The sequence below is a fragment of the Streptomyces sp. NBC_01298 genome, from assembly GCF_035978755.1.
Taxonomy (GTDB): domain Bacteria; phylum Actinomycetota; class Actinomycetes; order Streptomycetales; family Streptomycetaceae; genus Streptomyces.
In genome coordinates this window covers 5,918,686-5,944,851 of record NZ_CP108414.1, presented here as the reverse complement: position 1 = coordinate 5,944,851, position 26,166 = coordinate 5,918,686, and the positions used below count along the sequence as shown (strand labels likewise).

General features: G+C 72.0%; 19 protein-coding genes and 1 pseudogene. 8 read left to right on the top strand and 12 right to left on the bottom strand.

Annotation, left to right across the window (positions count from 1 at the left end; translation table 11 throughout):
* Positions 1–68 precede the first annotated feature (68 nt).
* From OG730_RS27005 to iolC, 4 genes are read right to left on the bottom strand one after another with little or no spacing between them, the layout of a single operon-like run.
* Positions 69–1,568, bottom strand: coding sequence for a CoA-acylating methylmalonate-semialdehyde dehydrogenase (locus OG730_RS27005; protein WP_327306661.1), 1,500 nt, complete (start codon positions 1,566–1,568; stop codon positions 69–71).
* A gap of 11 nt (positions 1,569–1,579) precedes the next feature.
* A complete protein-coding gene (iolD, locus tag OG730_RS27000; RefSeq protein WP_327306660.1) occupies positions 1,580–3,460 on the bottom strand; it encodes a 3D-(3,5/4)-trihydroxycyclohexane-1,2-dione acylhydrolase (decyclizing) in 1,881 nt (626 codons plus the stop codon).
* On the bottom strand, positions 3,457–4,410 hold the full coding sequence (gene iolB / locus OG730_RS26995; protein ID WP_442815030.1) for a 5-deoxy-glucuronate isomerase: 954 nt from the start codon (positions 4,408–4,410) through the stop codon (positions 3,457–3,459). Before iolB ends, iolD begins: the two co-directional genes overlap by 4 nt.
* Complete coding sequence (iolC, locus tag OG730_RS26990) at positions 4,394–5,377, bottom strand: 5-dehydro-2-deoxygluconokinase (protein ID WP_327306659.1); 984 nt, start codon at positions 5,375–5,377, stop codon at positions 4,394–4,396. The genes iolB and iolC overlap by 17 nt, the downstream gene beginning before the upstream one ends.
* Before the next feature lie 66 nt (positions 5,378–5,443).
* Here iolC and OG730_RS26985 point away from each other — a divergent pair, with 66 nt between their 5' ends.
* The 4 genes and pseudogenes from OG730_RS26985 (at position 5,444) to OG730_RS26970 (ending at position 8,236) form a co-directional block, all read left to right on the top strand.
* Entirely contained in the window at positions 5,444–6,358 is a 915-nt protein-coding gene (locus OG730_RS26985; protein ID WP_327306658.1) for a sugar phosphate isomerase/epimerase family protein, read from the top strand.
* A 55-nt stretch (positions 6,359–6,413) separates the two neighbouring features.
* Positions 6,414–7,427 carry a Gfo/Idh/MocA family protein gene (locus OG730_RS26980; protein ID WP_327306657.1) on the top strand — a complete coding sequence of 338 codons (1,014 nt, stop codon included), beginning with the start codon at positions 6,414–6,416 and terminating at the stop codon, positions 7,425–7,427.
* Positions 7,428–7,446: 19 nt separating this feature from the next.
* Positions 7,447–7,797 (top strand): annotated as a pseudogene (locus OG730_RS26975) (GNAT family N-acetyltransferase); the annotation flags it as partial.
* Between the two features lie 238 nt (positions 7,798–8,035).
* The gene (locus tag OG730_RS26970; RefSeq protein WP_053674774.1) at positions 8,036–8,236 is read left to right on the top strand and encodes a helix-turn-helix transcriptional regulator; all 201 of its coding nucleotides are present in this window, start codon (positions 8,036–8,038) and stop codon (positions 8,234–8,236) included.
* A 44-nt stretch (positions 8,237–8,280) separates the two neighbouring features.
* On the opposite strand, the gene OG730_RS26965 is transcribed toward OG730_RS26970, so the two are convergent.
* Positions 8,281–10,542 (bottom strand): MMPL family transporter, encoded by a 2,262-nt coding sequence (locus tag OG730_RS26965; RefSeq protein ID WP_327306656.1) that lies wholly within the window; start codon positions 10,540–10,542, stop codon positions 8,281–8,283.
* A 141-nt stretch (positions 10,543–10,683) separates the two neighbouring features.
* On the opposite strand from OG730_RS26965, the gene OG730_RS26960 reads away from it, so the two are divergent.
* Complete coding sequence (locus OG730_RS26960) at positions 10,684–11,424, top strand: TetR/AcrR family transcriptional regulator (RefSeq protein ID WP_327306655.1); 741 nt, start codon at positions 10,684–10,686, stop codon at positions 11,422–11,424.
* Here OG730_RS26960 and OG730_RS26955 read toward each other — a convergent pair.
* The gene (locus OG730_RS26955; protein ID WP_327309436.1) at positions 11,402–12,637 is read right to left on the bottom strand and encodes a cation:proton antiporter; all 1,236 of its coding nucleotides are present in this window, start codon (positions 12,635–12,637) and stop codon (positions 11,402–11,404) included. The two genes, OG730_RS26960 and OG730_RS26955, sit on opposite strands and share 23 nt — an antisense overlap.
* 186 nt (positions 12,638–12,823) lie before the next feature.
* Between OG730_RS26955 and OG730_RS26950 the strand changes: the two genes are divergently transcribed.
* Positions 12,824–13,057, top strand: a complete 234-nt coding sequence (locus OG730_RS26950; protein WP_266877713.1) for a heavy-metal-associated domain-containing protein — start codon at positions 12,824–12,826, stop codon at positions 13,055–13,057.
* Between the two features lie 126 nt (positions 13,058–13,183).
* Entirely contained in the window at positions 13,184–15,481 is a 2,298-nt protein-coding gene (locus OG730_RS26945; RefSeq protein WP_327306654.1) for a heavy metal translocating P-type ATPase, read from the top strand.
* Positions 15,482–15,774: 293 nt separating this feature from the next.
* On the opposite strand, the gene OG730_RS26940 is transcribed toward OG730_RS26945, so the two are convergent.
* Both OG730_RS26940 and recD2 read right to left on the bottom strand, forming a co-directional pair.
* Positions 15,775–17,064, bottom strand: coding sequence for a citrate synthase (locus OG730_RS26940; RefSeq protein ID WP_243335006.1), 1,290 nt, complete (start codon positions 17,062–17,064; stop codon positions 15,775–15,777).
* Positions 17,065–17,247: 183 nt separating this feature from the next.
* Complete coding sequence (recD2, locus tag OG730_RS26935; RefSeq protein ID WP_327306653.1) at positions 17,248–19,494, bottom strand: SF1B family DNA helicase RecD2; 2,247 nt, start codon at positions 19,492–19,494, stop codon at positions 17,248–17,250.
* 301 nt (positions 19,495–19,795) lie between these two features.
* Between recD2 and OG730_RS26930 the strand changes: the two genes are divergently transcribed.
* Positions 19,796–20,410 carry a DUF937 domain-containing protein gene (locus tag OG730_RS26930; protein WP_327306652.1) on the top strand — a complete coding sequence of 205 codons (615 nt, stop codon included), beginning with the start codon at positions 19,796–19,798 and terminating at the stop codon, positions 20,408–20,410.
* A gap of 130 nt (positions 20,411–20,540) precedes the next feature.
* Here the strand turns inward: OG730_RS26930 and OG730_RS26925 are convergent, their stop codons facing one another.
* From OG730_RS26925 to OG730_RS26910, 4 genes are all read right to left on the bottom strand, one after another.
* A complete protein-coding gene (locus tag OG730_RS26925) occupies positions 20,541–20,915 on the bottom strand; it encodes a nuclear transport factor 2 family protein (protein WP_327306651.1) in 375 nt (124 codons plus the stop codon).
* A gap of 67 nt (positions 20,916–20,982) precedes the next feature.
* Positions 20,983–22,209 (bottom strand): aminotransferase-like domain-containing protein, encoded by a 1,227-nt coding sequence (locus OG730_RS26920; RefSeq protein ID WP_327306650.1) that lies wholly within the window; start codon positions 22,207–22,209, stop codon positions 20,983–20,985.
* Complete coding sequence (locus OG730_RS26915) at positions 22,206–23,546, bottom strand: MFS transporter (RefSeq protein ID WP_327306649.1); 1,341 nt, start codon at positions 23,544–23,546, stop codon at positions 22,206–22,208. The genes OG730_RS26920 and OG730_RS26915 overlap by 4 nt, the downstream gene beginning before the upstream one ends.
* Positions 23,543–26,164 (bottom strand): ATP-grasp domain-containing protein, encoded by a 2,622-nt coding sequence (locus OG730_RS26910; RefSeq protein ID WP_327306648.1) that lies wholly within the window; start codon positions 26,162–26,164, stop codon positions 23,543–23,545. The genes OG730_RS26915 and OG730_RS26910 overlap by 4 nt, the downstream gene beginning before the upstream one ends.
* Positions 26,165–26,166 lie beyond the last annotated feature (2 nt).

Sequence of the window (26,166 nt, the reverse complement as noted above, 5' to 3'; positions counted from 1 at the left end):
GTGCGGTCCTACGGGCCGTGCGGTCCTACGGGCGTGCGCCCGGCCGGGATCCGGCCGGGGCCCGGCGGTCAGTGGTTGCGCGGGAATCCGAGGTCCACGCCGGCCGGGGCGTCCGACGGGTCGGGCCAGCGGGTCGTGACGACCTTGCCCCGGGTGTAGAAGTGGGTGCCGTCGTTGCCGTAGATGTGGTGGTCGCCGAAGAGCGAGTCCTTCCAGCCACCGAAGGAGTGGTAGCCCACCGGCACCGGGATCGGCACGTTGACGCCGACCATGCCCGCCTCGATCTCCAGCTGGAAGCGCCGGGCGGCGCCGCCGTCACGGGTGAAGATGGCGGTGCCGTTGCCGAACGGCGAGGCGTTCATGAGCGCCACGCCCTCCTCGTAGGTGTCCACGCGCAGCACGCACAGCACCGGGCCGAAGATCTCGTCGCGGTAGGCGTCGGAGTCGGTCTTGACGTTGTCCAGCAGCGAGAGGCCGATCCAGTGGCCGTTCTCCTTGCCCTCCACCGTGTAGCCGGTGCCGTCCAGGACCACGTCCGCGCCCTGCGCCGCGGCGCCCGTCACGTAGGAGGCGACCTTGTCGCGGTGGGCCGCGGTGATCAGCGGGCCCATCTCGGAGGTCGGGTCGTTGCCGGGGCCGATCTTGATCTTCTCGGCGCGCTCGCGGATCTTGTCGACGAGGGTGTCGGCGATGGCGCCGACGGCCACGACCGCGGAGATGGCCATGCAGCGCTCGCCGGCCGAGCCGTAGGCGGCCGAGACGGCGGCGTCCGCGGCGGCATCCAGGTCGGCGTCCGGCAGCACCAGCATGTGGTTCTTGGCGCCGCCCAGGGCCTGTACGCGCTTGCCGTTGGCCGAGGCGGTGGTGTGGATGTGGCGGGCGATCGGGGTCGAGCCCACGAAGGAGACGGCGGCGATGTCGGGGTGCGCCAGGAGCGCGTCGACGGCGACCTTGTCACCGTGGACCACGTTCAGCACGCCCGCCGGCAGACCGGCCTGGCTCGCCAGCTGCGCCAGCAGCGTGGAGGCCGAGGGGTCCTTCTCGCTCGGCTTGAGGATGAAGGTGTTGCCGCAGGCCACGGCCAGCGGGAACATCCACATCGGCACCATCGCCGGGAAGTTGAACGGGGTGATGCCCGCGACGACGCCGATCGGCTGGCGGATCGAGGAGACGTCCACGCGGCTGGAGACCGAGGTGGACAGCTCGCCCTTGAGCTGCACGGTGATCCCGCAGGCCAGCTCGACGATCTCCAGGCCGCGGGCGACCTCGCCCAGCGCGTCGGAGTGCACCTTGCCGTGCTCGGCGACGATCAGCTCGGCGATCGCGTCGCGGTTGGCGTCCAGCAGGGCGCGGTAGGCGAACAGCACCTTGGTGCGGGCGGCCAGCGAGGACTGCCCCCAGGACAGGAACGCCTCCTTGGCGACCTGTACGGCCGCGTCGACCTCGTCGGCGGACGCGAGGGCGACCTGCGTGGTGACCTCGCCGGTGGCCGGGTCGGTGACCGGGCCGTAGTTGCCCGACGCGCCCTCGACGGTCTTGCCACCGATCCAGTGGTTGACGGTCTTCATGCCTAACTCCTTCACAGATGGCGACGTCGCTGCGCGGCTTGCCGGTCGTACTCTTCTCGGGCTTCCACCGCCGACGTACGGGTCGCGGTCTCGGCCACAGGTACATCCCACCACGCCTGTGCGGGGGGCGGGCCCGACACAGTGTCGGGTGTTCGGGTCTGCACGTAGACACATGTGGGACGGTCCGCCTCGCGCGCCCGGGCGAGGGCTTTGCGCAGGTCACCGATGGTGCGGGGGCGGATCACGGCCATCCCGAGGGAGGCCGCGTTGGCCGCCAGGTCCAGCGGCAGCGGCGCACCGCTGTACGAACCGTCCACCGCCCGGAAGCGGTAGGCGGTACCGAACCCCTCGGCGCCCACCGCGTCCGAGAGGCCGCCGATGGAGGCGTACCCGTGGTTGTCGAGGATCACCAGCCTGACCGGGATCTCCTCCTGGACGGCGGTGACGATCTCGGTCGGGTTCATCAGGTACGTCCCGTCGCCGACCAGCGCCCACACCGGCCGGCCGGGGGCGGCCAGCGCGGTGCCGATCGCGGCGGGGATCTCGTAGCCCATGCAGGAGTACCCGTATTCGACGTGGTACTGGTCCGCGGAACGGGCCCGCCACAGCTTGTGCAGGTCCCCGGGGAGCGAACCGGCGGCATTGATCAGGATGTCGTCACCGTCGACGAGGCCGTCCAGCAGGCCCAGCACCTGTGCCTGCGTCGGGACGGAGTCCTCGTCGGGAGCCGCGTAGGCCCCGTCGACCAGCCGCTCCCACGCCCTCTTCCCTTCTTTGTACGCCGCCTCGTACGGGGGGTCCACCCGGTACCCGGCGACCTCGGCCAGGAGTTCCTCCAGGCCCTCCCGCGCATCGCAGACCAGGGGGCGGGCGGCGAGCTTGTGGGCGTCGTACGGGTCGAGGTTGAGCCCGAGGAAGCGCACGCCGGGGTGCTGGAACAGGGTCGCGGAGGCGGTGGTGAAATCGGTGAGCCGGGTCCCGGCGGCGATCACCAGATCGGCTTCGCGGGCCAGCGCGTCGGCGGTGGCCGTGCCGGTGTGCCCGATGCCGCCCACGTCGGCGGGGTGGTCCCAGGGCAGGGCCCCCTTGCCCGCCTGGGTGGAGGCCACCGGAATCCCGGTGGCCGCGGCGAACTCCGCCAGGGCCGCCCGCGCCCCGCTGTGCCGGATCCCGCCGCCGGCGATGATCAGCGGCCGGGCGGAGCCCCGTACGGCCCGGGCGGCGGCGGCCAGCTCGGTCCGGTCGGGCCGGGGCCGGCGTACGCCCCACACCCGCTCGGCGAAGAACTCCTCCGGCCAGTCGTACGCCTCGGCCTGGACGTCCTGGGGCAGCGCGAGCGTGACCGCGCCGGTGTTCACCGGGTCGGTGAGGACCCGTACGGCCTGGAGCGCGGCGGGGATCAGGGCCTCGGGACGAGTGACGCGGTCGAAGTGGCGGGACACGGGCCGCAGGGTGTCGTTGACGGTGACATCACCCGCATGGGGGACCTCCAGCTGCTGGAGCACGGGGTCGGCGGGCCGGGTCGCGAAGGCGTCCCCGGGCAGCAGGAGCACCGGGATCCGGTTGATGGTGGCGAGGGCGGCCCCGGTGACGAGGTTGGTGGCGCCCGGCCCGATGGAGGTGGTGACGGCGTGCGCGGACAGTCGCCCGCTCTGCCGCGCGAACCCGACGGCGGCGTGCACCATGGCCTGCTCGCTCCGGCCCTGGAGGAACGGCATCTCCCCGCGGCCGGTCTCCAGGAGTGCCTGGCCGATGCCGGCGACGTTCCCGTGCCCGAAGATCCCCCAGGTGGCGGCGATCAGCCGCTGCCGGTGCCCGTCGCGCTCGGTGTACTGGCGGGAGAGGAAGCGGACGAGGGCCTGCGCGACGGTGAGCCGGACGGTCGGTGTCATGCGGGGTCCTCCGCTCGGGGGAAGGGGAGCCTTGAATCAATGTCCTGGCCGGCCCAGGTGGAGCGGATCCAGCCGTGACCGGGGTGATCGCGGATGAGCCACTCCCGGGTCGCGCCGGGGCCCGCCATGACGTTGAGGTAGTACATGTCGTGGCCGGGCGCGGCGATGGAGGGGCCGTGCCAGCCGTCCGGGATGAGGACCGCGTCACCGGTCCTCACCTCGGTGAGGATGTCGGTCTTCCCCGCCGGGGAGGGGCTGACACGCTGATAGCCGAGGCCGGGCGTGTCCCCGTGCGGGGCGATCTCGTAGTAGTAGATCTCCTCCAGCCGGGATTCCTCGCCGGGGTGGTGCTCGTCGTGCTTGTGGGGCGGGTACGAGGACCAGTTGCCGCCGGGGGTGAGCACCTCCACGGCGATGAGCCGGTCGCAGTCGAAGACTCCGGCGGCGGCGAAGTTGTTGACCTGCCGGGAGCACTGTCCGGCTCCGCGGAGCTCTACGGGTACCTCGGCGGCAGGCCCGTACCGCGCGGGCAGCCGCTGCTCGCAGCGCGCGCCGACCAGCGCGAAGCGGCCGCCCTCACCTGAGGTGATCTCGGCGTGCCCGTCCCGGGGGACGTAGGCGAAGTCCGTCGGACCGTCGAACACCCCGCGCCGCCCCCGGAGCCGGAAGACAATCCCTGCCCCGTCGGCGTGTGGGGCGCGGGGGTCCGGAGGCGGAGCCCCCGCCGGGTCCGGGGCGGAGGCCCGGGGCGGGGGGCCGGCGGCGGAGCCACCGGTTTCGGGAAGGGGCGGGGTGGGGGAAGGCTCCGCGCAGCGGACGTCGCAGCCGCCCGCCAGGGGGAGCACGATCCACTCCGACTCCCCGCACCCGTGCGCGTACACCTCCCCCGGTGCCAGGTCCAAGGCGAGCAGCCTCGTCCACTCCATCGCCCACTCAGACACCACCGGCACGGCCGAGCACCTCCTCCACCTCTCCGGCGAACGGCATCGCCGTCGAGCACGCCAGCCGCGAGGCCACGATCGCCCCGGCCGCGTTCGCGTAGCGGATCACCCGCTCCAACTCCCATCCCGCGAGCAGCCCGTGACACAGGGCCCCGCCGAAGGCGTCGCCCGCGCCCAGCCCGTTGACGACGGTCACCGGCACCGGCGCGGCCTCCACCGCGGTCCCGTCCCGGTGGACGGCCAGCACTCCGGCCGGGCCGCGCTTCACGACCGCGAGCTCCACCCCGGCCGCGAGCAGCGCCCGCGCGGCCGCGTACGGTTCGCTCTCGCCGGTGGCGATCGCGCACTCCTCGGCGTTGCCCACGGCCACGGTGGCGAGGGACAGGGCCCGGCGGTACCACTCCCCGGGCTCGGGCCCCGCGCTCTCCCCCTCCCCGGAGGGCCACAGCATGGGCCGCCAGTCCAGGTCGAAGACCGTGAACGGGCTTCTGCCGCGCGCCTCCAGCGCGGCCAGGGTCGCCGTCCGGCTCGGCTCCGCGCTGAGCCCCGTACCGGTCATCCAGAACATCCGCGCCGCCCGCACCGCGTCGAGGTCGAGCTCGTCCGCGGCGATCTCCAGGTCCGGCGCCTTCGGGTACCGGTAGAAGTACAGCGGGAAATCGTCCGGCGGGAAGATCTCGCAGAAGGTCACCGGCGTCGGATAGGCCGCCACCTCCCCGGCCCACCGCTCGTCCACCCCGAACCCGCGCAGCTCCGCCCGGAGATACGCGCCGAAGGGGTCCGCGCCGGTCCGGGTGATCACCGCCGTCCGCCGGCCCAGCCGGGCCGCCGCGACGGCGACGTTGGTCGGGGAACCGCCCAGGAACTTCCCGAAGGTGTCCGCCTCGCCGAGCGGTACGCCCGTCTTCAGGGGGTAGAGATCCACCCCGATCCGCCCCATCGTGATCAGGTCGAACGCCAACGGATCCGCAGCCATCACCACACCAATCCTCCCGACCGAGTGCTCCCCGTACCGAAGAGCCTCGCACCCTAAGGTGGCCGTATGACGTCCTCACCGCCCGCGTTGACCCGTATCCGCGTCGGTTCGGCTCCGGACTCCTGGGGGGTCTGGTTCCCCGACGATCCGCGGCAGACCCCGTGGGAGCGGTTCCTGGACGAGGTCGCCGAAGCCGGGTACGAGTGGATCGAGCTCGGCCCCTACGGCTATCTCCCCACCGATCCCGTCCGGCTCGCCGCCGAGGTCGCGGCGCGCGGCCTGCGGGTCTCCGCGGGAACCGTCTTCACCGGACTCCATCACGGGCCCGCCGTGTGGGAGGAGACCTGGGAGCACGTGTCGCGGATCGCGGAGCTCACCCGGGCCATGGGCGCGGCGCACCTCGTCGTGATCCCGTCGTTCTGGCGGGACGACAAGACCGGCGAGGTCCTGGAGGACCGCACCCTCACGCCGGATGCGTGGCGCGAACTGGCCACGCAGACCGAGCGGCTGGGGAAGCGGGTCCAGGACGAGTACGGGCTGCGGATCGTCGTCCACCCGCACGCGGACACGCACATCGACACCCCCGAGAACGTGGCGTGCTTCCTCGACGCCACCGATCCCGCGCTGGTCTCCCTCTGCCTGGACACCGGGCACTACGCGTACTGCGGGGGCGACAGCGTCCGGGCCATCGAGACCTTCGGCGAGCGGATCGGCTACCTCCACCTCAAGCAGGTCGACCCGCGGATCCTCGCCGAAATCGTCCGGGACCAGGTCCCCTTCGGGCCGGCCGTGGCCCGCGGGGTGATGTGCGAGCCGCCGGCGGGGGTACCCGCGCTGCAACCGGTGCTGGCGGCGGCCGAGCGGCTCGGCGTGGACCTGTTCGCCATCGTGGAGCAGGACATGTACCCGTGCCCGCCCGACCGGCCGCTGCCGATCGCCCGCCGCACCCGCGCCCACCTGCGCTCCTGCGGCGCCCGCTGAACCGGGCCGGATCCCCCGATCCCCGGCCGTACGAACCCTCGTGGAGGAACAGATCATGACCAGCACGCTCGGCATCGCCGTCATCGGTACCGGGAAGATGGGCTCCGACCACGTCCGCCGCTTCGGCCGGACGGTCGGCGGGGCCCGGGTGGTGGCCGTGGCCGACCCGGACGGGGACCGGGTCAAGGAGGTCGCGGCCGGTCTGGACGGGGCGGTCGCGCACACCGATCCGGCGGCCGCGATAGCGGCGCCCGGGGTGGACGCCGTACTGATCGCCTCGCCCGGGCCCGCCCATGAGGAAGCGATCCTGCACGCGTTGGAGCGGCGGCTGCCGGTGCTCTGCGAGAAGCCGCTGACCCCCGATCCGGCGGGCGCCCTGCGGATCATGGAGGCGGAAGCGCGGCTGGGCCGCCGGCTCGTCCAGGTCGGCTTCATGCGGCGCTACGACGCCGAGTACGCGCGGCTCAAGGAGCTGCTCGACGCGGGTGGCATCGGGCGGCCGCTGTTCCTGCACTGCCGGCACCGCAACGCCTCCTCGCCGTCCTTCTTCACCAGCGAGATGCTGATCAGCGATTCGGTGGTGCACGAGGTGGACGCGGCCCGCTGGCTGCTGGGCCAGGAGATCACCGCGGTGACCGTGCTGTCGCCGACGCCCACTTCGGCCGCCCGCGAGGGGCTGCGCGATCCCCGGCTGGTCCTCATGGAGACCTCGGGCGGAGCCGTGGTGGATGTGGAGATCTTCGTCAACTGCGGCTTCGGCTACCAGGTGCAGTGCGAGGCGGTCGGCGAGTCCGGCAGCGCCCGGATCGGCGACGGCCACGCGATGGTCGTCCAGTCGGCGGGCCGGTGGGGCGGGGAGATCGACCAGGACTTCACCGTCCGCTTCGCCGACGCCTACGACCGCCAGCTCCGCCGCTGGGTCGCGGCGGCCGCGCTGGGCCGGGTGGACGGCCCCGACGCGTGGGACGGCTACGCGGCGTCCGCCGTCTCCGAGGCGGGCATCGCCGCGGCCCGCACCGGCGCACGCACCCCGGTGGAACTGACCGAACGCCCGCCCCTGTACCGCTGATCCACCCGCCCGGGCCCTGGGGTTGCTCCGGCTGCCCGTTGCGATCGGCGGCGCCGAGACGGAGGTGGTGGGCGTCGGAGGAGTGGCCGTCGCCCCCGATGTACGCGGTCGCGGGCTGGCGCGGCTCGTCCTCGCGGCCGCACTCCGCCACGCGCGCACGATGGGCCCCCGGCACGCGCTCCTGTTCTGCCGGCCGGCGCTCGTGCCGCTGTACGAGCACCTCGGATGGCACCTGCTCGACGAGGAGGTCCTCGTCGAACAACCCGGAGACCGCTCGGTCCCCATGCCGCTCCGCACCATGGTGACCCCCCTGCACGAAAACGCGGCCTGGCCCCCGGGACCGGTGCGGCTCCTCTCCCTCCCCATGTGACCGCGCGCCACCGCGGCGGCGCCTGCGCCGCATGTGCCACCCGTGTCACGAGGGTTGCCGGTGTGTCACACATGTCCGCATTACGCGGGTCTTGCGTCACAGCCGGACGACAGCCCCTCCCCTGACCTCACCCTGCGTCGTTCCCCGGGCACAACCTGAGTGATCGTCAGTGTCCACGCGCCGGCTCCCCCGACGGCCTCCCGGCCGGCCCCGCGGCGTGGACAAGGAGGTGTCGAGGATGAGCGACCGACAGCTGTGGTCGTACAAGGAGATCGCCGCTCACATCCGGGTCCAGCCGGACACGGTGCGCTCCTATCGCAAGCACGGGCTGCTGCCCGCACCCGACCACGTGGAGGGCGGCAAGCCCTACTGGTACGCCGACACCATCCGCGCCTGGGTGGCACGCCGGCCCGGCAACCGCGGACGCCGCGAGGACTGACGCGGCGTCCGGTCCAGGGACGGGACCCTCCCGGGCCCCGTCCGCTAGCGGCTCCCGGCGGGCACCGGCTCGGATTCGGGCCGCTCGGAGGCCGGGGCCGGGGACGGCTCCCCTTCGCTCAGCCCGATCCGTTCGTGCAGTCTGCGCAGCGGCGCCGGCGCCCACCAGGTGGCCTTCCCGGTCAGCTTCATCACCGCCGGCACCAGCAGGCTCCGCACGACCATCGCGTCCATGAGCACGGCCAGGGCGATCCCCAGGCCCAGCATCTTGGTGTTGGTCACCCGCGAGCTGCCGATGGCGACCATCACCACCGCCAGGATCACGGCCGCGGCGGTGATCAGTCCGCCCGTGCGGGTCAGCCCGGCGCGCACCGCGCCCTCGTGGTCCCCGGTCCGGTCGTACTCCTCCTTGATCCGGGATATGAGGAACACCCCGTAGTCCATGGAGAGTCCGAAGGCGATGCAGAACATCAGCACCGGCAGGGTGGTCTCGATGTCTCCGGTGGAGGTGAAGGAGAGCAGTCCGGAAAGGTGGCCTTCCTGGAACACCCACACCACCGCCCCGAACATCGCCGTCAGACTCAGTGCGTTGAGCAGGACGGCCTGGACGGGTATCAGCAGGCTCCCGGTGAGCAGGAAGACCAGGAGCAGCGTGGCCAGCACCACGACGGCCAGGGCCAGGGGCAGTTTCCCGGCTATGGCGTCACGGGCGTCGACGAGCACCGCGGCCTGTCCGGTCACGGCGGTGTCGAAGGGTGCTTCGACCGCCCGCACCAGGCCCACCAGGTCCTGGGCCTCCTCCCCCACTTCCTCGCCCTCGGTGAGCACCGAGAAGTAGGCGTATCCGGCGCCGGCCGCCGAACTCACCGGCCCTTCCACCCCCACCACTCCGGGCAGGGCTTCCACCCGCCGCTTGTAGGCGTCGAGATCGGCGGCGCCGGAGGCCCCCTCGGTCAGTACGGTCAGTGCTCCGCCGGGGCTGCCCGGGAAGCCTTCGCGGATGTGCTGCTGCACCACGTGCGATGCGGCGGTCGCCGGCAGCTGCCGGTCGTCCACGGTGCCGAACTTCACTCCGAGGAAGGGCGTTCCGAGCAGCAGCAGTCCGGCCGTGGTGACCACGGCGAACACCGGTGCGCGGCGCATCACCAGATCGGTGAGCCGCGCCCAGCCCCGCCCGCCCCCGGCCCGGCCCGGGTCGGTCCCGGCCGGTCCGGACCTGCGCCACAGCCGGCGCAGGTCGAAGGAGTTGACCCGCTCCCCCAGCAGTACGAGCGCCGCGGGCAGCACGATGAGGGCGGCCGCCGCGGCGAGCAGGACCACCGCGACTCCGGCGTAGGCGAAGGAGCGCAGGAAGTACATCGGGAAGAAGAGCATGGCCGAGAGGGCGACGGCCACGGTCAGTGCCGAGAACAGGACCGTCCGCCCGGCGGTGCGCAGGGTGACTCCGACGGCCGCCACGGGGTCGCGCCCGGCGGCCAGCTCTTCGCGGAACCTCCGCACGATGAACAGGGCGTAGTCGACGGCGAGGCCGAGCCCCAGGGCGGTGGTCAGGTTCTGCGCGAAGACGGATACGTCGGTGAACTCGGTGAGCCCGCGCAGCACCGCATTGGTTCCGATGATGGCGATGATGCCCACGCCGAGGGGCAGCAGGGCCGCGATGGCACTGCCGAAGACGAGGATGAGCAGGACGAGCGTCACGGGCAGGGCGATCAGCTCGGCGCGCAGCAGGTCCTCCTGGATGGTGGTGGTCACCTCGCGCTGGACGGCGGCCGGGCCGCCGAGGGACACCGTCACCGGTCCGTGCTCGCCGCGGTAGCTCGGGACGATCCGGTCCAGGACGGCATTGGCCGTCTTCTCGTCGCCCAGGACCCGGGCGGCGATCAGGGCCTGCCGGCCGTCCTCGGAGCGCAGGGTGGGCAGGCCGGTCCGCCAGTACGAGCCGACGCCGGTCACGCCCTGCTCGGCGGCGAGCCGCGCCGTCAGCCGCTCGGCCTCGGCGGCGACGGCCGGGTCGTCCACCCCGGCCGTCCCGGCGGCGGCCCCGGCGGCCCCTATGTCAACGAGTAGCAGCAGGTTGGGCTGGGAGCCCGGGAACTCGCGCTCCAGCGCCTTGGTGGCGTAGGTGGAGCGGGCGTCGGGGTCCTCCCAGCCCCCGCTTCCCAGTCGGTCGGCGACGCCTCCGCCGGCGAAGACGGCCAGGGCCGTGACCACGAGGGCGAGCAGCAGCGAGAGCCTCGGCCGTGTGGTGACGAGCCCGGTCCACCGGCCGCCCTCCCCAGGCGGCGGCGGTTTTTTGACTTCGGACATGTCTCGGTGTCCCCTTCACCGTGATTGCCAAGCCACTTAGACTGGCAAACACGAGCAGTCGCTCGCGTTCTCCAAGAATGCGAGCGACCTCTCGCGTTTGTCAATCACCCACGGGAAGCAACAGGAAGCAAGGGATTGGACATGCGGGAGACCTCTCGGGCCACAGATGCGGAGAAAGCAGGCGAATCGGCCGTGGAGGCAGCGCCGACACCCGCGACGGAACCGGCGGCCGAAACCGCCCCCCGCCGCCGCCAGGCCCGCGGTGAGCGCCGGATCGCCCAGCTCCTGACAGCCGCCGCCGGGGTGTTCTGCCGTACGGGTTACGCGGCGGCCAGCACCAACGCCATCGCCCGCGAGGCGGGCGTCTCCCCGGGCACGCTCTACCAGTTCTTCCCGAACAAGGAGGCCATCGCCGTGGAGCTGGGCGGGCACCTCCTCCAGCGCGCCCACGAGGCGCACGGCCGGGCCTTCCTCCCCGAGAACCTGGACCGCCCGCTGCCCGAGCTGCTCGACGCCGTCCTGGATCCGGTCATCGCCTTCAACTGCGAGAACCCGGCCTTCCTGGCGCTCATGCACGGCTCCGGCATCCCCGGCATCGCCCAGGAGCACGACGAGCTGCACGTCGGCATGCTGACCCGCGTCGAAGGGGTACTGCGCGCCTGCGTCACCCCGGCCGCCGACGGCTCCCCGGCCACCGACGGCACGCCCGCCACCGACGCCGAGCTCACGCAGGTCGCCACCATGGTGCTCGGCATCGTCAAGGTCTCGCTCGAGCTGATCCTGGCCAGCGAGGGCGCGGAGCGGGCCGCGTACGTCGCGGAGCTGAAGACCGTCCTGTTCCGCTACCTGGACCCGATGATCACCACGCCTCCTCCTCGCTGACCATCTCCCCGACACCCCCGGGGCCGCCGGGTCCGGCACCGGCGGCGGACCCGGCCCGCAACCGCAGCCCCACCAGCGGGAAGACCAGTACGGACACCATCCCGGCCCCGACCAGCGCCGCCGCCTCCCCCGACTCCAGCTTCCCGGCCTGCACGCCCAGGGTGGTGATCGCCACCACCAGCGGGAGCGCCGTGGAGCCGAACAGCACCAGCGCGGAGCGGTCCTTGCGCCCGAGGTCCCGGGGCGCCAGCAGCCACATCGGAAGCCCGCGCACCACGAGGAAGAGGAGCAGGAACACCGGCAGCAGCAGGAGCGCCCGCCCGCCCCCGAGCAGCGCGGTCAGGTCGAACTCGATCCCGGTGACCACGAAGAACAGCGGCACCAGGAAGCCGAAACCGAAGGCCTCCACCTTCGACAGCACGGCCTCGCTGCTCTCCGGCGCGGCCCCGTGCAGCACGAGCCGGGTGATCAGACCCGCGGCGAAGGCGCCGAGCAGGACGTCGAGGCCGAGTACCTCGGACAGCGCCAGGAAGGCCACGAGGATCAGCACCACCAGGCGCACCGCGAACTGACCGCTGCTGTGCAGGGTCTTGGCGATGACCCGGGCGAACCAGGGCGGCTTGGGCCGCATCGCCCAGAACACCGCGGCGGCCGTGAGCACCGCGAAGCCGATCAGCAGCGCCGCCGACTGAGCAGGCGCCCGTCCGCTGAGCAGCAGGGCCATCGCGATGATCGGCCCGAACTCGCCGACCGCGCCCATCGCCATCATCACCGAGCCGAACCGGCTCTGCAGGTCCCCCGAGTCCCGCAGGACCGGCAGGATCGTGCCCAGCGCGGTACTGGTGAGCGCGGTGCCGATGTAGACCCCCTTCTCGAACCCGCCGCCCGACAGCAGCAGTCCGAGCCCGAGCCCCAGTGCGAGGGCGGCCACCCAGGCCCACACCGACCGCTTCAGGGTGTCGCCCCTGACCTGGGCGAACTGGATCTCGTAGCCGGCCAGGAAGATCAGCATCGCCAGGCCGAGCTCGCTGAGCACGTCGATGACGTCGGTGGAGTGGGCCCAGCCGAGGACGTCGGGTCCGACGAGGACGCCCAGGACGATCTCGAAGATCACCAGCGGGACGGGGAGCCAGCGCGAGACCCCGTACGCGAGCAGGGGCGCGAGCACGGCGATCGACATGATCAGGATGAGAGTGGTCCCCGAGTGCGCCATGTGTGCCATTTACATACGCTTCGCGCGGATTGTCCACCGCAAAAGATCTCGCCGAACGCCCGTCGAATGCTCGCGTTGATACCCCCTAGGGGTATAGTCTCGCAGTGCCGGGATGAACGGTGACCTCTCCACGAGCCGTCCGCCGCCTTCCGGCCGCCCGGAAACGCCCTTGAAGAGGAGAACGACATGAGCGCCGACACGGACACCCAGACCACCACCGTCTACCGGGTGACCGGCATGACCTGTGGGCACTGCGAGGGTGCGGTGACCGCCGAGCTCTCCGAACTGGCGGGCGTCAGCTCGGTCAAGGCCGTCGCCGCGACGGGCGAGGTCACCGTGGTCTCGGCCGCCCCGCTCGACGAGGCAGCCGTGCGCGCCGCCGTCGACGAGGCCGGCTACGAGTTCGCCGGCCAGGCCTGAGTCCTCCCCCTTCGGCAGAACCGCGGTACCCCGCAATACCCGCAGCACCCCGCAGTACCCCGCCGGGCCGTACCGGCCAGCTCATACTGGTGCCGTACGGCCCGGCCCTCCCCCTGGAGCCGGAACATGAGCAGCAGCACAGTGCACGACGGACCCATAGCGGCAGCCGGCGCCACCGCGCCCACCGCCGAGGTCGAGCTGGCCATCGGCGGGATGACCTGCGCCTCCTGCGCGGCCCGCATCGAGAAGAAGCTCAACCGGATGGACGGGGTCACCGCCTCGGTGAACTACGCCACCGAGAAGGCCAAGGTCTCGTACGGCGAAGGCGTGGCGGTCGCCGACCTCATCGCCACCGTGGTCAAGACCGGCTACACCGCCGAGGAGCCCCCGCCGCCGGAGCCCGAGGCCGTGACCGGTCCCGAGGCGCGGGCCGCCGGGGCCGAGGAAGCCCGCGACCCCGAGCTGGCCGCCCTGCGCCAGCGCCTCCTGGTCTCCGTGCTCCTCTCGCTGCCCGTCGTCGTGCTCGCGATGGTCCCGGCGCTCCAGTTCGACAACTGGCAGTGGCTCTCGCTGACCCTCGCCGCCCCCGTCGTCGTCTGGGGCGCCCTCCCCTTCCACAAGGCCGCCTGGACCAACGCCCGGCACGGCGCCGCCACCATGGACACCCTGGTCTCGGTGGGCACCGGAGCCGCCTTCGCCTGGTCGCTGTGGGCCCTGTTCTTCGGCCACGCCGGAATGCCCGGCATGCGCCACGGCTTCGACCTCTCCGCCTCCCGCACCGACGGCTCCTCGGCGATCTACCTGGAGGTGGCGGCCGGAGTCGTCAGCTTCATCCTGCTCGGCCGCTACCTGGAGGCCCGCTCGAAGCGGAAGGCCGGCGCGGCCCTCAAGGCCCTCATGCGGCTCGGCGCCAAGGACGTGGCGGTGCTGCGCGACGGCGCCGAGGTGCGCATCCCCGTGAGCGCGCTCGCGGTGGGCGACCGGTTCCTCGTCCGGCCCGGCGAGAAGATCGCCACCGACGGCACGGTCGTCGAGGGCAGCTCCGCCGTGGACGCCGCCATGCTCACCGGTGAATCGGTCCCGGTCGAGGTCACCGTGGGCGACGGGGTCACCGGAGCCACCGTCAACACCTCCGGCCGCCTCGTCGTCGAGGCCACCCGCGTCGGCTCGGACACCCAGCTCGCCCGGATGGCCAAGCTGGTCGAGGACGCGCAGAACGGCAAGGCGGAGGTGCAGCGCCTCGCCGACCGGATCTCCGGGATCTTCGTTCCCGTAGTGCTCGTCCTGGCCCTGGGCACCTGGGTCACCTGGCTGCTGATCACCGACAACCCGACGGCCGCCTTCACCGCCGCCGTGGCCGTCCTGATCATCGCCTGCCCGTGCGCCCTGGGCCTGGCCACCCCGACCGCGCTGATGGTCGGCACCGGCCGGGGCGCGCAGCTCGGCATCCTGATCAAGGGTCCCGAGGTGCTGGAGTCCACCCGCCGCGTGGACACCGTCGTCCTGGACAAGACCGGCACCGTCACCACCGGCCGGATGACCCTGACCGCCACCCACCCCGCCGAGGGCGTGGACGCGGACGAACTGCTGCGCCTGGCCGGGTCGCTGGAGCACGCCTCCGAGCACCCGATCGCCCGGGCCATCGCGGCGGGCGCCGCGGAGCTCCCCGGCGGTCTGTCGGTCCCCGAGGGCTTCGAGAACCACGGCGGGCTCGGCGTCCAGGGCGTGGTCGACGGACACGCCGTCCTGGTGGGCCGCGAGAAGCTGCTCGCCGACTGGTCGATCGCGCTGCCCGCCGCCCTCGCCGAGGTCAAGGCCGCCGCCGAGGCCGAGGGTTCCACCGCCGTCCTGGTCGCCTGGGACGGGGAGGCCCGCGGGGTGCTGACCGTGGCCGACGCGGTCAAGGAGACCAGCGCCGAGGCCGTTTCCCGGCTGCGGGCCCTGGGTCTGACGCCGGTTCTGCTGACCGGCGACAACAAGGCCGTGGCGCAGACGGTGGCCCGCGCGGTGGGCATCGAGGAGGTCATCGCCGAGGTCCTCCCGCAGGACAAGGTGGACGTCGTACGCCGGCTGCAGGCCGAGGGCCGTACGGTCGCCATGGTCGGCGACGGGGTCAACGACGCGGCCGCGCTGGCCCAGGCCGACCTGGGCCTGGCCATGGGCACCGGCACCGACGCGGCCATCGAGGCGAGCGATCTGACCCTCGTGCGGGGCGACTTGCGGGTGGCGGCGGACGCGATCCGGCTCTCGCGCCGGACCCTGGCCACCATCAAGGGCAACCTCTTCTGGGCCTTCGGCTACAACGTGGCGGCGCTCCCGCTGGCCGCGGCCGGACTGCTCAACCCGATGATCGCGGGGGCCGCGATGGCCTTCTCCTCGGTCTTCGTGGTCACCAACAGCCTGCGGCTGCGCTCCTTCCGCTAGTGATCACCCTTCACGTCTCGCGCACAGTCCCTTCACACGAGACGCAGATCACAGGACCCCCGACGTAACCATCGGTCAGCCCCATGGGTCTAATGGGGCGATGCCGAAAACGTGTTGGGACGACTACACGTTGCCTCGGCACGCAGACACCCGGTCCGGGTCCCGTGGGGGGAATCCGTTCCGGGGTAAGGAAAGCGCCCCGACCTTCGACCCGTGGGGGGATCGATGGCGGGGCGCTTTTCCTGTACAAGACGTTCTACGAGTCCTGCGGGTACTGCGGCTCGACCCTCGGGTCAGCGGGACTCGACCGGGACGAAGTCGCGCAGGACCTCGCCGGTGTAGATCTGGCGCGGGCGGCCGATGCGGGAGCCAGGCTCCTTGATCATCTCGTGCCACTGGGCGATCCAGCCGGGCAGCCGGCCGATCGCGAAGAGCACGGTGAACATCTCGGTCGGGAAGCCCATGGCCCGGTAGATCAGGCCGGTGTAGAAGTCCACGTTCGGGTAGAGGTTGCGCTCGACGAAGTACTCGTCGGCCAGCGCGTGCTCTTCCAGCTTCAGGGCGATGTCGAGGAGCTCGTCGTCCTTGCCGAGCGCCGAGAGGACATCGTGCGCCGCCGCCTTGATGATCTTCGCCCGGGGGTCGAAGCTCTTGTAGACGCGGTGTCCGAAGCCCATGAGGCGGACGCCGTCTTCCTTGTTCTTCACCTTGCGGATGAAGGCGTCGACGTCGCCGCCGTCGTTCTTGATGCCCTCGAGCATCTCCAGAACGGACTGGTTGGCGCCACCGTGCAGCGGGCCCCACAGGGCCGAGATGCCGGCGGAGATCGAGGCGAACATGTTCGCCTGCGAGGAGCCGACCAGACGCACGGTGGAGGTCGAGCAGTTCTGCTCGTGGTCCGCGTGCAGGATCAGCAGCTTGTCGAGCGCGGCGACCACGACCGGGTCCAGGTCGTACTCCTGGGCCGGCACGGAGAAGGTCATGCGCAGGAAGTTCTCGACGTAGCCGAGGTCGTTGCGCGGGTAGACCACCGGGTGGCCGACCGACTTCTTGTACGCGTACGCCGCGATCGTCGGGAGCTTGGCCAGCAGCCGGATCGTCGAGAGGTTGCGCTGCTTCTCGTCGAACGGGTTGTGGCTGTCCTGGTAGAACGTCGACAGCGCGCTGACCACGGAGGACAGCATCGCCATCGGGTGCGCGTCGCGCGGGAAGCCGTCGTAGAAGCGCTTGACGTCCTCGTGCAGCAGCGTGTGCTGGGTGATCTCGTTGCGGAACGACGCGAGCTGGTCGACGGTCGGCAGCTCCCCGTTGATCAGCAGGTAGGCGACCTCGATGAAGGTCGAGCGCTCCGCCAGCTGCTCGATCGGGTAACCGCGGTAACGCAGGATGCCCTGCTCACCGTCGAGGTAGGTAATGGCGGACTTATAGGCGGCGGTGTTTCCGTAGCCGCTGTCCAGGGTGACCAGCCCGGTCTGAGCCCTGAGCTTCGAGATGTCGAAGCCCTGGTCACCGACGGTGCTCTCGACCACCGGGTAGGTGTATTCACCGTCCGCGTACCGCAGTACTACAGAGTTGTCGCTCACGTCATCCCTCACCGACGTAGTGCCTCTTCTTCGAGGTGCCCTGACTGCCTCTACCTTCCCCCATTTGGCGCAGGTGAGTGCACTCGGGGTCGAGCTTTGGTGTTTTTGACGGCACTCAGTGCCGCCAGCGTGCACATCCTGCCCCCTCCACAACCGTTGTAGGAACCCCAAATGATCGATCATCTAGGTGATGTTTCCCACCGGTATGCGGCCGGAGAGCCTGGGTGCGACGGCCGTGTACCTCCTGCCTGCGGAAACGGTACGCACCGCCTGGGCGAGGGCCTTGCGGGACCCGACCAGGACGACCAGTTTCTTCGCCCGGGTGACGGCCGTATACAAAAGGTTCCGCTGGAGCATCATCCAAGCGCCGGTCGTGACCGGGATCACCACCGCCGGATACTCGCTCCCCTGGGAGCGGTGGATGGTGACGGCGTAGGCGTGGGCCAGCTCGTCGAGCTCCGCGAACTCGTAGGCCACTTCCTCGTCTTCGTCCGTGCGCACCGTCAGCCGTTGTTCCTCCAGGTCAAGGCCGGTGACCACGCCGACCGTGCCGTTGAAGACCCCGTTGGCGCCCTTGTCGTAGTTGTTGCGGATCTGCGTGACCTTGTCGCCGACCCGGAAGACCCGGCCGCCGAACCGCTTCTCGGGCAGGCCCGGCCGGGCCGGGGTGATGGCCTGCTGGAGCAGCGCGTTGAGGTTTCCGGCGCCGGCCGGGCCGCGGTGCATGGGGGCGAGGACCTGGATGTCCCGCCTCGGGTCGAGGCCGAATCTGGCCGGAACACGACGGGCGGCGACGTCCACGGCGAGCTTTCCGGCCTCCTCGGTGTCCTCCTCCGGGAACAGGAAGAAGTCGGGGAGCCCGTCGGTGATCGGCGGCAGGCCGGTGTTGATCCGGTGGGCGTTGGTGACCACCCCGGACTGCTGGGCCTGCCGGAAGATGGTCGTCAGCCGGACGGCCGGGACCGGTCCGCCCTCGGCGAGCAGATCGCGCAGCACCTCGCCCGCCCCGACCGAGGGCAGCTGGTCCACGTCCCCGACCAGCAGGAGGTGGGCACCGGGTGCCACGGCCTTGACCAGCTTGTTCGCCAGCAGCAGGTCGAGCATCGAGGCCTCGTCCACCACGACCAGGTCCGCGTCGAGCGGCCGCTCCCGGTCGTACGCCGCGTCCCCGCCCGGCTTGAGCTCCAGGAGCCGGTGCACGGTGGAGGCCTCGGCCCCGGTGAGCTCGGCCAGCCGCTTCGCCGCCCGGCCGGTGGGGGCGGCGAGGACCACCTTGGCCTTCTTGGCCCGGGCCAGCTCCACGATCGAGCGGACGGTGAAGGACTTGCCGCAGCCCGGCCCGCCGGTGAGCACCGCGACCCGGCGGGTGAGCGCGAGGCGGACCGCGTCGCGCTGCGCGGGGGCCAGCGTGGCTCCGGTCCGGCCGGCGAGCCAGCCCAGGGCCTTGTCCCAGTCCACGTCCCGGAAGGCGGGCAGCCGGTCCTCCTCCGCGTTCAGGAGGCGGCGCACCTGACCGGCCAGGGACAGCTCGGCGCGGTGGAACGGCACGAGGTACACGGCGGTGAGGGGGTCCGGGCCGCCCTGCGGGTCGGGCACGGATTCCCGTACGACCCCTTCCGGATCTCCGGCGAGCTCGGCCAGGCAGTCGATGACCAGCCCGGTGTCCACCTGGAGCAGTTTGACCCCGTCGGCGATGAGCCGGTCCTCGGGCAGGAAGCAGTGCCCCTGGTCGGCGGACTGGGACAGGGCGTACTGGAGGCCGGCCTTGACCCGCTCCGGGCTGTCGTGCGGGATCCCGACGGCCTGAGCGATGCGGTCGGCGGTGAGGAAGCCGATGCCCCAGACGTCGGCGGCGAGCCGGTACGGCTGGTTCTTCACCACGGAGATGGAGGCGTCGGCGTACTTCTTGTAGATGCGCACGGCGATGGAGGTGGAGACGCCGACCCCCTGGAGGAAGACCATGACCTCCTTGATGGCCTTCTGCTCCTCCCAGGCCGCGCCGATCAGCTTGGTCCGCTTGGGGCCGAGGCCGGGCACTTCGATCAGCCGTTTCGGCTGCTCCTCGATGACGTCGAGGGTGTCGAGGCCGAAGTGCTCCACGATCCGGTCCGCGATCTTCGGACCGATGCCCTTGATCAGGCCGGAGCCGAGATAGCGCCGGATGCCCTGGATCGTGGCGGGGAGCAGCGTCGTGTAGTTCTCCACGGTGAACTGCCTGCCGTACTGGGCGTGCGAGCCCCAGCGGCCCTCCATGCGCAGCGATTCACCCGGCTGGGCCCCGAGGAGGGATCCGACGACCGTGAGCAGGTCGCCGGCGCCACGGCCGGTGTCCACGCGGGCGACCGTGTACCCGCTCTCCTCGTTGGCGTAGGTGATGCGCTCCAGCACGCCTTCGACCACCGCCGGTGCCGCGGGCGCGTTCGTCGTCATGGCCCGAAGCTACAGCCCGGGTGTGACGGTCCGGCGGGGCTGTGGAGAACTCGGCCGCCAAGCGGAAACGGCCAACCAGAAGGGGGTCCCGCCTTTCGGCCGGACCCCCTCACGGTTACCCCTCCCTCGTCGGACTCCCCGATCCCCCCGGATCCCCCCCGGAAGTCCCGACGCAACATACGACCCTCGACCCCCGCCGGTGGTTGCACGCGGATCCGGAACTTTACTTTTCCATTACCCAAGCGGGTTCCGGAGGCCATCCGAGGTGCCGCCGAATCGCCACAGAAGTAGCGTTTCAGACATGAGCGAACCTTCCTTCCAGGACGACGTGCTGAACGAACTCGGCGACGACCGGCTGACCGAGATCGCCGGTCTCCTCGGCACCGACACGAACGGCGCCCGCGACACCGTCGCGGCCACGGTCGGGGCGATGACCGGCGACCTCCAGCAGAAGGCCGACGCCGATGACGACGACGGCAACGAGGTCCGCCAGGCCTTCGCCGAGGTCACCCAGGCCCCGCTGGAAGGCGTGGCCACCCTCGGCGGCGGCCTGGGCGGCATGCTCAGCGGCGGGATGATGGCCGGGGTGCTCGCCAAGGTGAGCAAGCCCGTGGCCAACGCCGTATCGAAGAAGACCGGCATCCCCGCGCCCACCGTGGCCCGGGTCATCGAGCTGCTGATCCCGGTCCTGCTGGCGGTCTTCGCCAAGCGCGCGGCCGGAAAGGCCGGAGGCGCGGGTGCGGGCGCGGGCGCCGGGTCCCCGACGGCAGCCGGCGGCGAGTCCCCCATCCCGTCACCGGGAGCGGTACCGGGCGCGGCGGGCGCGGCCCCCGCGGGTCCGGCCGGCGCGGCCCCGGCGGGCGGCGGCAGCCTGGGCGACCTGCTCGGCCAGATCCTCGGCGGCGGCAAGAAGTAGCCGGGTTCACCCGTTCGGACGAAACGGCCCCGGGCCGGGTCCGGACCGCCCCCCGGCGGTCCTGACCCGGCCCGCGCTCCGATCGGCGGGCGCTCCGATCGGCCCGCGCTCCGATCGGCGGGCGGGGACGTCAGATCGCCGGACGGTAGAAGAAGGTCTTGCGCCGCTCGATCCTGCCGTCGCGGACGAGGTAGGTGTCGGCGAAGGCCTCGTCCAGGGCCGTGCCGTTCCTGTCGGCGCCCTGGAACCGCCCCCAGCAGGCGGCCGCGGCCAGGCCGCCGGTCACCTGGCTCACCTCGTGGGCTCCCGAGGTGATGATCCGCTCGTGCTCGTAGAACCGGCGGATCCGGTCGAGGCCCTCCAGCGCCGGGTAGCCCGGCCGTTCGTACACGGCGTCCGGCGCGAAGACCTCGCCGAGCCGGTCCCACGAGCGGGTGTCGATCACCTCGAACAGCCGGGCCACCAGGGATTCGGCGGTCACCGGTGCGTGCGACGTCGTTGTCACGGTCTTGCTCCTTGGGGGTGTGGAGGAAAAAGACGGTGCGCATGCGCGGCCCGCCCGACGGGGTGGATCACACCCCGTCGGCCAGTGCCTTCTCCCAGGCCGCGGCCAGACGGGAGACGCCTTCCCGGCGCTGCGCGCCGTCCAGGGAGGCGAAGGACAGCCGCAGGACCCGCGAGCCGTCCTCGTCGATGCAGAAGGGCGTGCCGGGCACGATGGCGACGCCCTGCGCCAGCGCGTGCGCGTAGAGCGCGTCCGAGCCGACCCGGGGGTCGGTCAGCCGGCACCAGAAGAAGAGGCCGCCGCGCGGCCGTTCGAAGTCCAGCCAGGGCAGTTGCTCGCGCAGCAGCGCCTCCATGGCGCGGGCCCGGCCGCCGTACAGCGTGCGCAGGCCCGCCAGATGGGTCGGCAGGAACTCCGGGTCCCCGAGCAGGTCGGCGAGGAGGTACTGGCCGAAGGTGTTGGTCTGCAGGTCCCCGCACTGTTTGGCGGCGACCAGTTCCCCGATCAGCTCGGCCGGGGCGACCAGGCCGGCCACCCGCAGCCCCGGGCAGACCGTCTTGGAGAGGCTCATGAGCCGGACCACGCGTCCGCTGTGGACGTCGGTGGACGGCAGCCTGCCCCCCTCGAAGGCCAGGTCCCCGTAGGGGTCGTCCTCGACGATCACGAAGCCGAACCGCTCGGCCAGCGCGGCCAGGTGGCGGCGCCGCTCCTCGCAGAGCACGGCTCCGGTGGGGTTGTGGAAGTGCGGTACGACATAGACCAGCTTGGGCCGGGCCCCGGCGAGGAGCCGCTGCTCCAGTACGTCGGTGCGCATCCCCTCCGCGTCACCGGGCACCGGCAGCAGCCGGGCGCCGGCCCGCCGGAAGACCTGCACGGCGCCCAGGTAGCTCGGATCGTCCAGGGCCACCTCGTCGCCCTCGTCGATCAGGGTCTGGGCGACGAGGTCCAGGCCCTGCTGGCTGCCCGCGGTGACCATCACCCGGTCGGGTCCGACGGTGGACCCCGTCGCGCTCGCCCGGGCCGCGATCAGCTCGCGCAGCGGGGCGATGCCGTCCGTGGGGGCGTACTGGAGCGCACGTACCGCGGACCCGGCCGACCCGGCGAACAGCCGGTCGGTGGCCTCGGCGAGCCGGGCCACGGGGAAGCTGTCGGGGGCCGGGATCCCGCCGGCCATCGAGAGCACCCCGGGGGCGGCGGCGGCCGCCAGGATCCGGCTCACCGCGTCGGAGCGGCCCCAGCCGGTGCGGCGGGCGAGCAGGCTCCCGATGGCGGGCGGTTGCTGTACGGGGGTCACCTTGCGTCCACCTTCCGGGGCTGCGCGACGAGCTGGGGCGGGAACTCCTTCAGGCGCCACACCGGCGAGTTGAGGACCACCAGGACGGCGGTCAGGAACAGCCCGGCCGTGACGAACAGCGTCTCGCGCAGCCCGATGAGGTCGCCGAGCCAGCCGCCCAGCAGGGCGCCGAGCGGGAGCGTCCCCCAGGAGACGAAGCGGTAGCCGGCGTTCATGCGGCCCAGCAGGTGGTCCGGGGTCATGGACTGGCGCAGGCTGATGATGTGGATGTTGGCCATGGTGCCGCCGGCCCCGATCAGGCCGAAGGCGGCGACGAACAGGGCCAGCGAGAGCGCCCCGCCGTTCGCCGGGGCCGCCGGGATGGCCACGGGGGCCAGGCAGCACAGCAGCAGCGCCGCCAGGATGGCGCGGCCGAGACCGATCCTGCGCTTGAGCCATTGCGCGAGCATCGAGCCGGCCAGCGAGCCGACCGCCCCGGTGCCCAGCAGCAGGCCGATGCCGCCGGGCGAGATGCCGAGCGTGCGAGCGGCGTAGAGCACGAACACCGTCTGGAGGGACATCCAGCAGAGGTTGTAGAGCCCGGACTGGAGGGCGCAGGCCCGCAGGTGGGCGCTGTCCCAGATGATCCGGATGCCCTCGGCGATGCTGGTCCGGATCCCGGTGCGCTCCTGCTGGGGCACCGGCTCCGGCTCGACGCGCCGCACCGCGAGCAGGGTGAGCACGGAGACGAGGTACGAGACCCCGTTGATCAGCAGCGCGTAGGGGGCGGTGACCCAGCCGATGAGCAGGCCGGCGAGGCCCGGCCCGCCGATCTGGGCCAGCGAACTGGTGCCCTGGAGCTTGCTGTTGCCCTCCACCAGGTGCTGCTTGCCGACCAGGGTCGGCAGGTACGACTGGTAGGAGACGTCGAAGACCACCGTGAGGGTGCCCACGAGCAGCGCGGCGACGTACACGTGCTCGATGCGGAGCAGGTCGAGCACGGCCAGCAGCGGCACCGCGCTGACCAGCAGCGCCCGCCCTATGTTGGCCATGATCATCAGGGGCCTGCGCCGCACCCGGTCGACCCATACGCCGACCAGGAGGGTGACCATCAGGAACGGGGCGTAGGAGGCCGCGTTGACGAAGCCCACCTGGGAGGAGCTGGCGTCGAGCGTGAGCACCGCGGTGAGCGGCAGCGCCAGGGTCGTGACCTGGGCCCCGACCTGTGAGATCGCCTCCCCGGACCAGAACTTGAGGAACTCCGGGTCCCGCCAGAGCGTGGCGGGGGCGGCGGCGGCCGGTGCCGCGGCCGCCGTCTCCTCCACCGGCTCGGCGGCCCCGTTCCCGATGTCGGTCACTTGGCTTCCACTCCCTCGGCGGCCGGGTCGACGTGGAACGCGCAGCCGATCTGGGCACCGCGCAGCATGCTCACGATGCCGACGGCCGGGTCGGTGACGCCGCGGGCCAGGGTGCCGGCGTAGCGTCCGTCGACCATCAGCGTTCCGTAGGCGACGGCCATGTCCTCGCAGGTCTCGCCGTCCTCGGAGAGGAACCGCTCGGTGGTCGGCAGCAGGCGGTGCTGGAGGACGTACGGGCCGTCGACGGCCTGGCGGAGCGTGGCGACCCATTCCTTCTGGTCGGTGGTCCAGCCGGGGGTCACGCCGACGCCGCCGTAGAGCAGGGTGGGTTTGAGGACCAGGTGGTCCTTGTTGGCGATGGCGTAGGGCAGCAGGTCGATCTTCTCGCCGCCGAAGGTGACCTTCTCGTCGCGGACGAAGCGGGTCCAGGGCAGGATCCGGTCGATCAGCTCGCGCTCGGCCTCGGTGAAGACGGCGCGGTTGCGCTCGTCGCTGAGCATCGCGAGGCTGCCCTTGTTGCCGTACAGCTCGCAGTCGAGCGGGGCGAACAGTTCGACCGTGCCGGCCTCGACGGCGTCGAGGAGCGGGTTGACGAGGTCGTAGGTGCGGGGCTCGTCGGGCATTTCGCCGGGCAGGAACATCCGGTAGACGACATCGACCTCGCGGCCGGCGTGCAGGACCTTGCCGTTCTCGTAGGCGAAGTCGCCGAGGTGGCAGACGACGGTCTCGAAGCCGAGCCGTTCGAAGGCCGGGACGACGAACTCCATCCAGCACTTGGACTTCTCGAAGCCCTCGGGCCAGTCGGTGATCGCCAGCAGCGGCCGCTCGATGCCCTCGAGGGAGGGGGCCTGGCGGCGCAGCACCTCGGTGATGCGGGCGAGCGGGTCGGGGTAGACCAGGCCCTCGGCTGCCGCGAACTCGGCGAACTCGGCGTCCTGGATCAGGGCGCGGGCGAACTCGCCCATCTGCCAGCCGCCCAGCGAGGAGCCGGTGTTGAGTTCCATGACGCGGAAGCCGCCGGTCTCGCGGTACAGGTCGGCGCGGGAGAGCGGGGCGAGCTCGTCCACGGAGCCGCGCAGGACCAGGTCGGCCTGGGTGGGCGACATCCCGACGGCGGTGGCGAAGGCGCGCAGGTCGCCGCCGAAGAGCCGGGCGGGCACCGCCTTGAGCAGTTCGAAGAGGCCGTTCAGGTCGTTCTCCAGGCCCGTGACGTCGGCCTCGCTGAGGAAGACGGGGCGGTTGAGCCCCTCGCCGCCGCCGGCTCCGTAGCGGAACCACTCCACGCCCCGGACGCCGGAGACGGTCTGGCGGGCGGCGGTGCGCTCGTGGTCGAAGAAGCGGCGGGTCACGGCGTTCTCGACGCGGGCGCCGAGCCGGTGCGCGGCGACACCGGAGACCTCCGTACGCGAGAGCGCCTCGGCGCGGTCCAGGGCGCGGCGGGTGCGGGCCGGGGTCTCGCCGACCGCGATGAGCGCGGCGGAGCGGGGGGTGAGGCCGCGGGGCGGGAGCAGCAGCTCGTCGCCGGGCTCGACCAGGGCGACGGCCTCGGCCAGGTCCTCGACGTCCTCGGGGGCGGGCAGGACGACGCGGTCGACGGCGCCGTCGTAGGCCGGGTAGAGGAAGCGGACCTCGGCGCTGAGGGCTCGGGTCGGGGTGACGTCCGGGGTCTCCTCGAAGGCGATCCTGGCGGCGGCCAGCGGCAGGTCCACGCCGGTGGCGAGCTTGTTCAGGTGCGGGATGAGGTCGCCGCCGAGGCGGCCGTTGAGCTCGATCAGGCGGGGGCCCTCGGCGGCGACGCGCAGTTCGGTGTGGGTGACCCCGTAGTCGACTCCGGCGGCGCGGTGCGAGTCCTGGACGAGCTGGGTGACGGCGTCGGCCCAGGGCTCGTGGCGCCAGTCGGTGACCAGGTGGCCGACCTCTTCGAAGTACGGGTGGGCGCCGAGGCGCTTGCGGGCCACGCAGACGGGGGTGGCCAGGCCGTCCACGACGACGCTGTCCACGCTCAGTTCGGGGCCTTCGATGAACTCCTCGATCAGGACCGAGGCAGTGGTGCCGGCGCCGCGCAGCCGGCTGGTGGAGGCGAGCCGGAAGGCCCGGCGCAGGCCGTCCACGTCGCGGGCCATCATCACGCCGAAGCTGCCGCCGAGGGTGCGGGGCTTGACGACGACGGGGAAGCCGATGGACTCGGCGGCGGCGACGGCCTCGTCCTCGGTGGTGGCCGGGACGTAGCGCACGGCGGCCATCCCGGCGGCTTCCAGGGCCTGGCGGGTGGCGTACTTGTCGCGGCAGATCTTGGCGGCCGCCGGGTCCATGGCCCGCATGCCGAGCTTCTTGGCGACCGAGGAGACGGCGACCAGCGACCACTCGTCCCAGGTGACGATCGCGGCGTCGGCGACCTCGCCGCGCAGGTCGGCGACCGGGGCGTACAGCTTGGCCGCGTCCGTGGTGTCGGCGATCCGGTGGGTCTCCACGTAACGGGCCTGCCAGGTGGGGGCCTCCGGCGCGACGAGGGTCACCTCGTAGTGCTGGGCGAGGGAGGCCAGGGCGTATTCCCGGTACTGCTGTATGCGGCTGCCTACGAGGATGACGCGCTGGCGTTCGGAGGTCGTGAAGACCACGG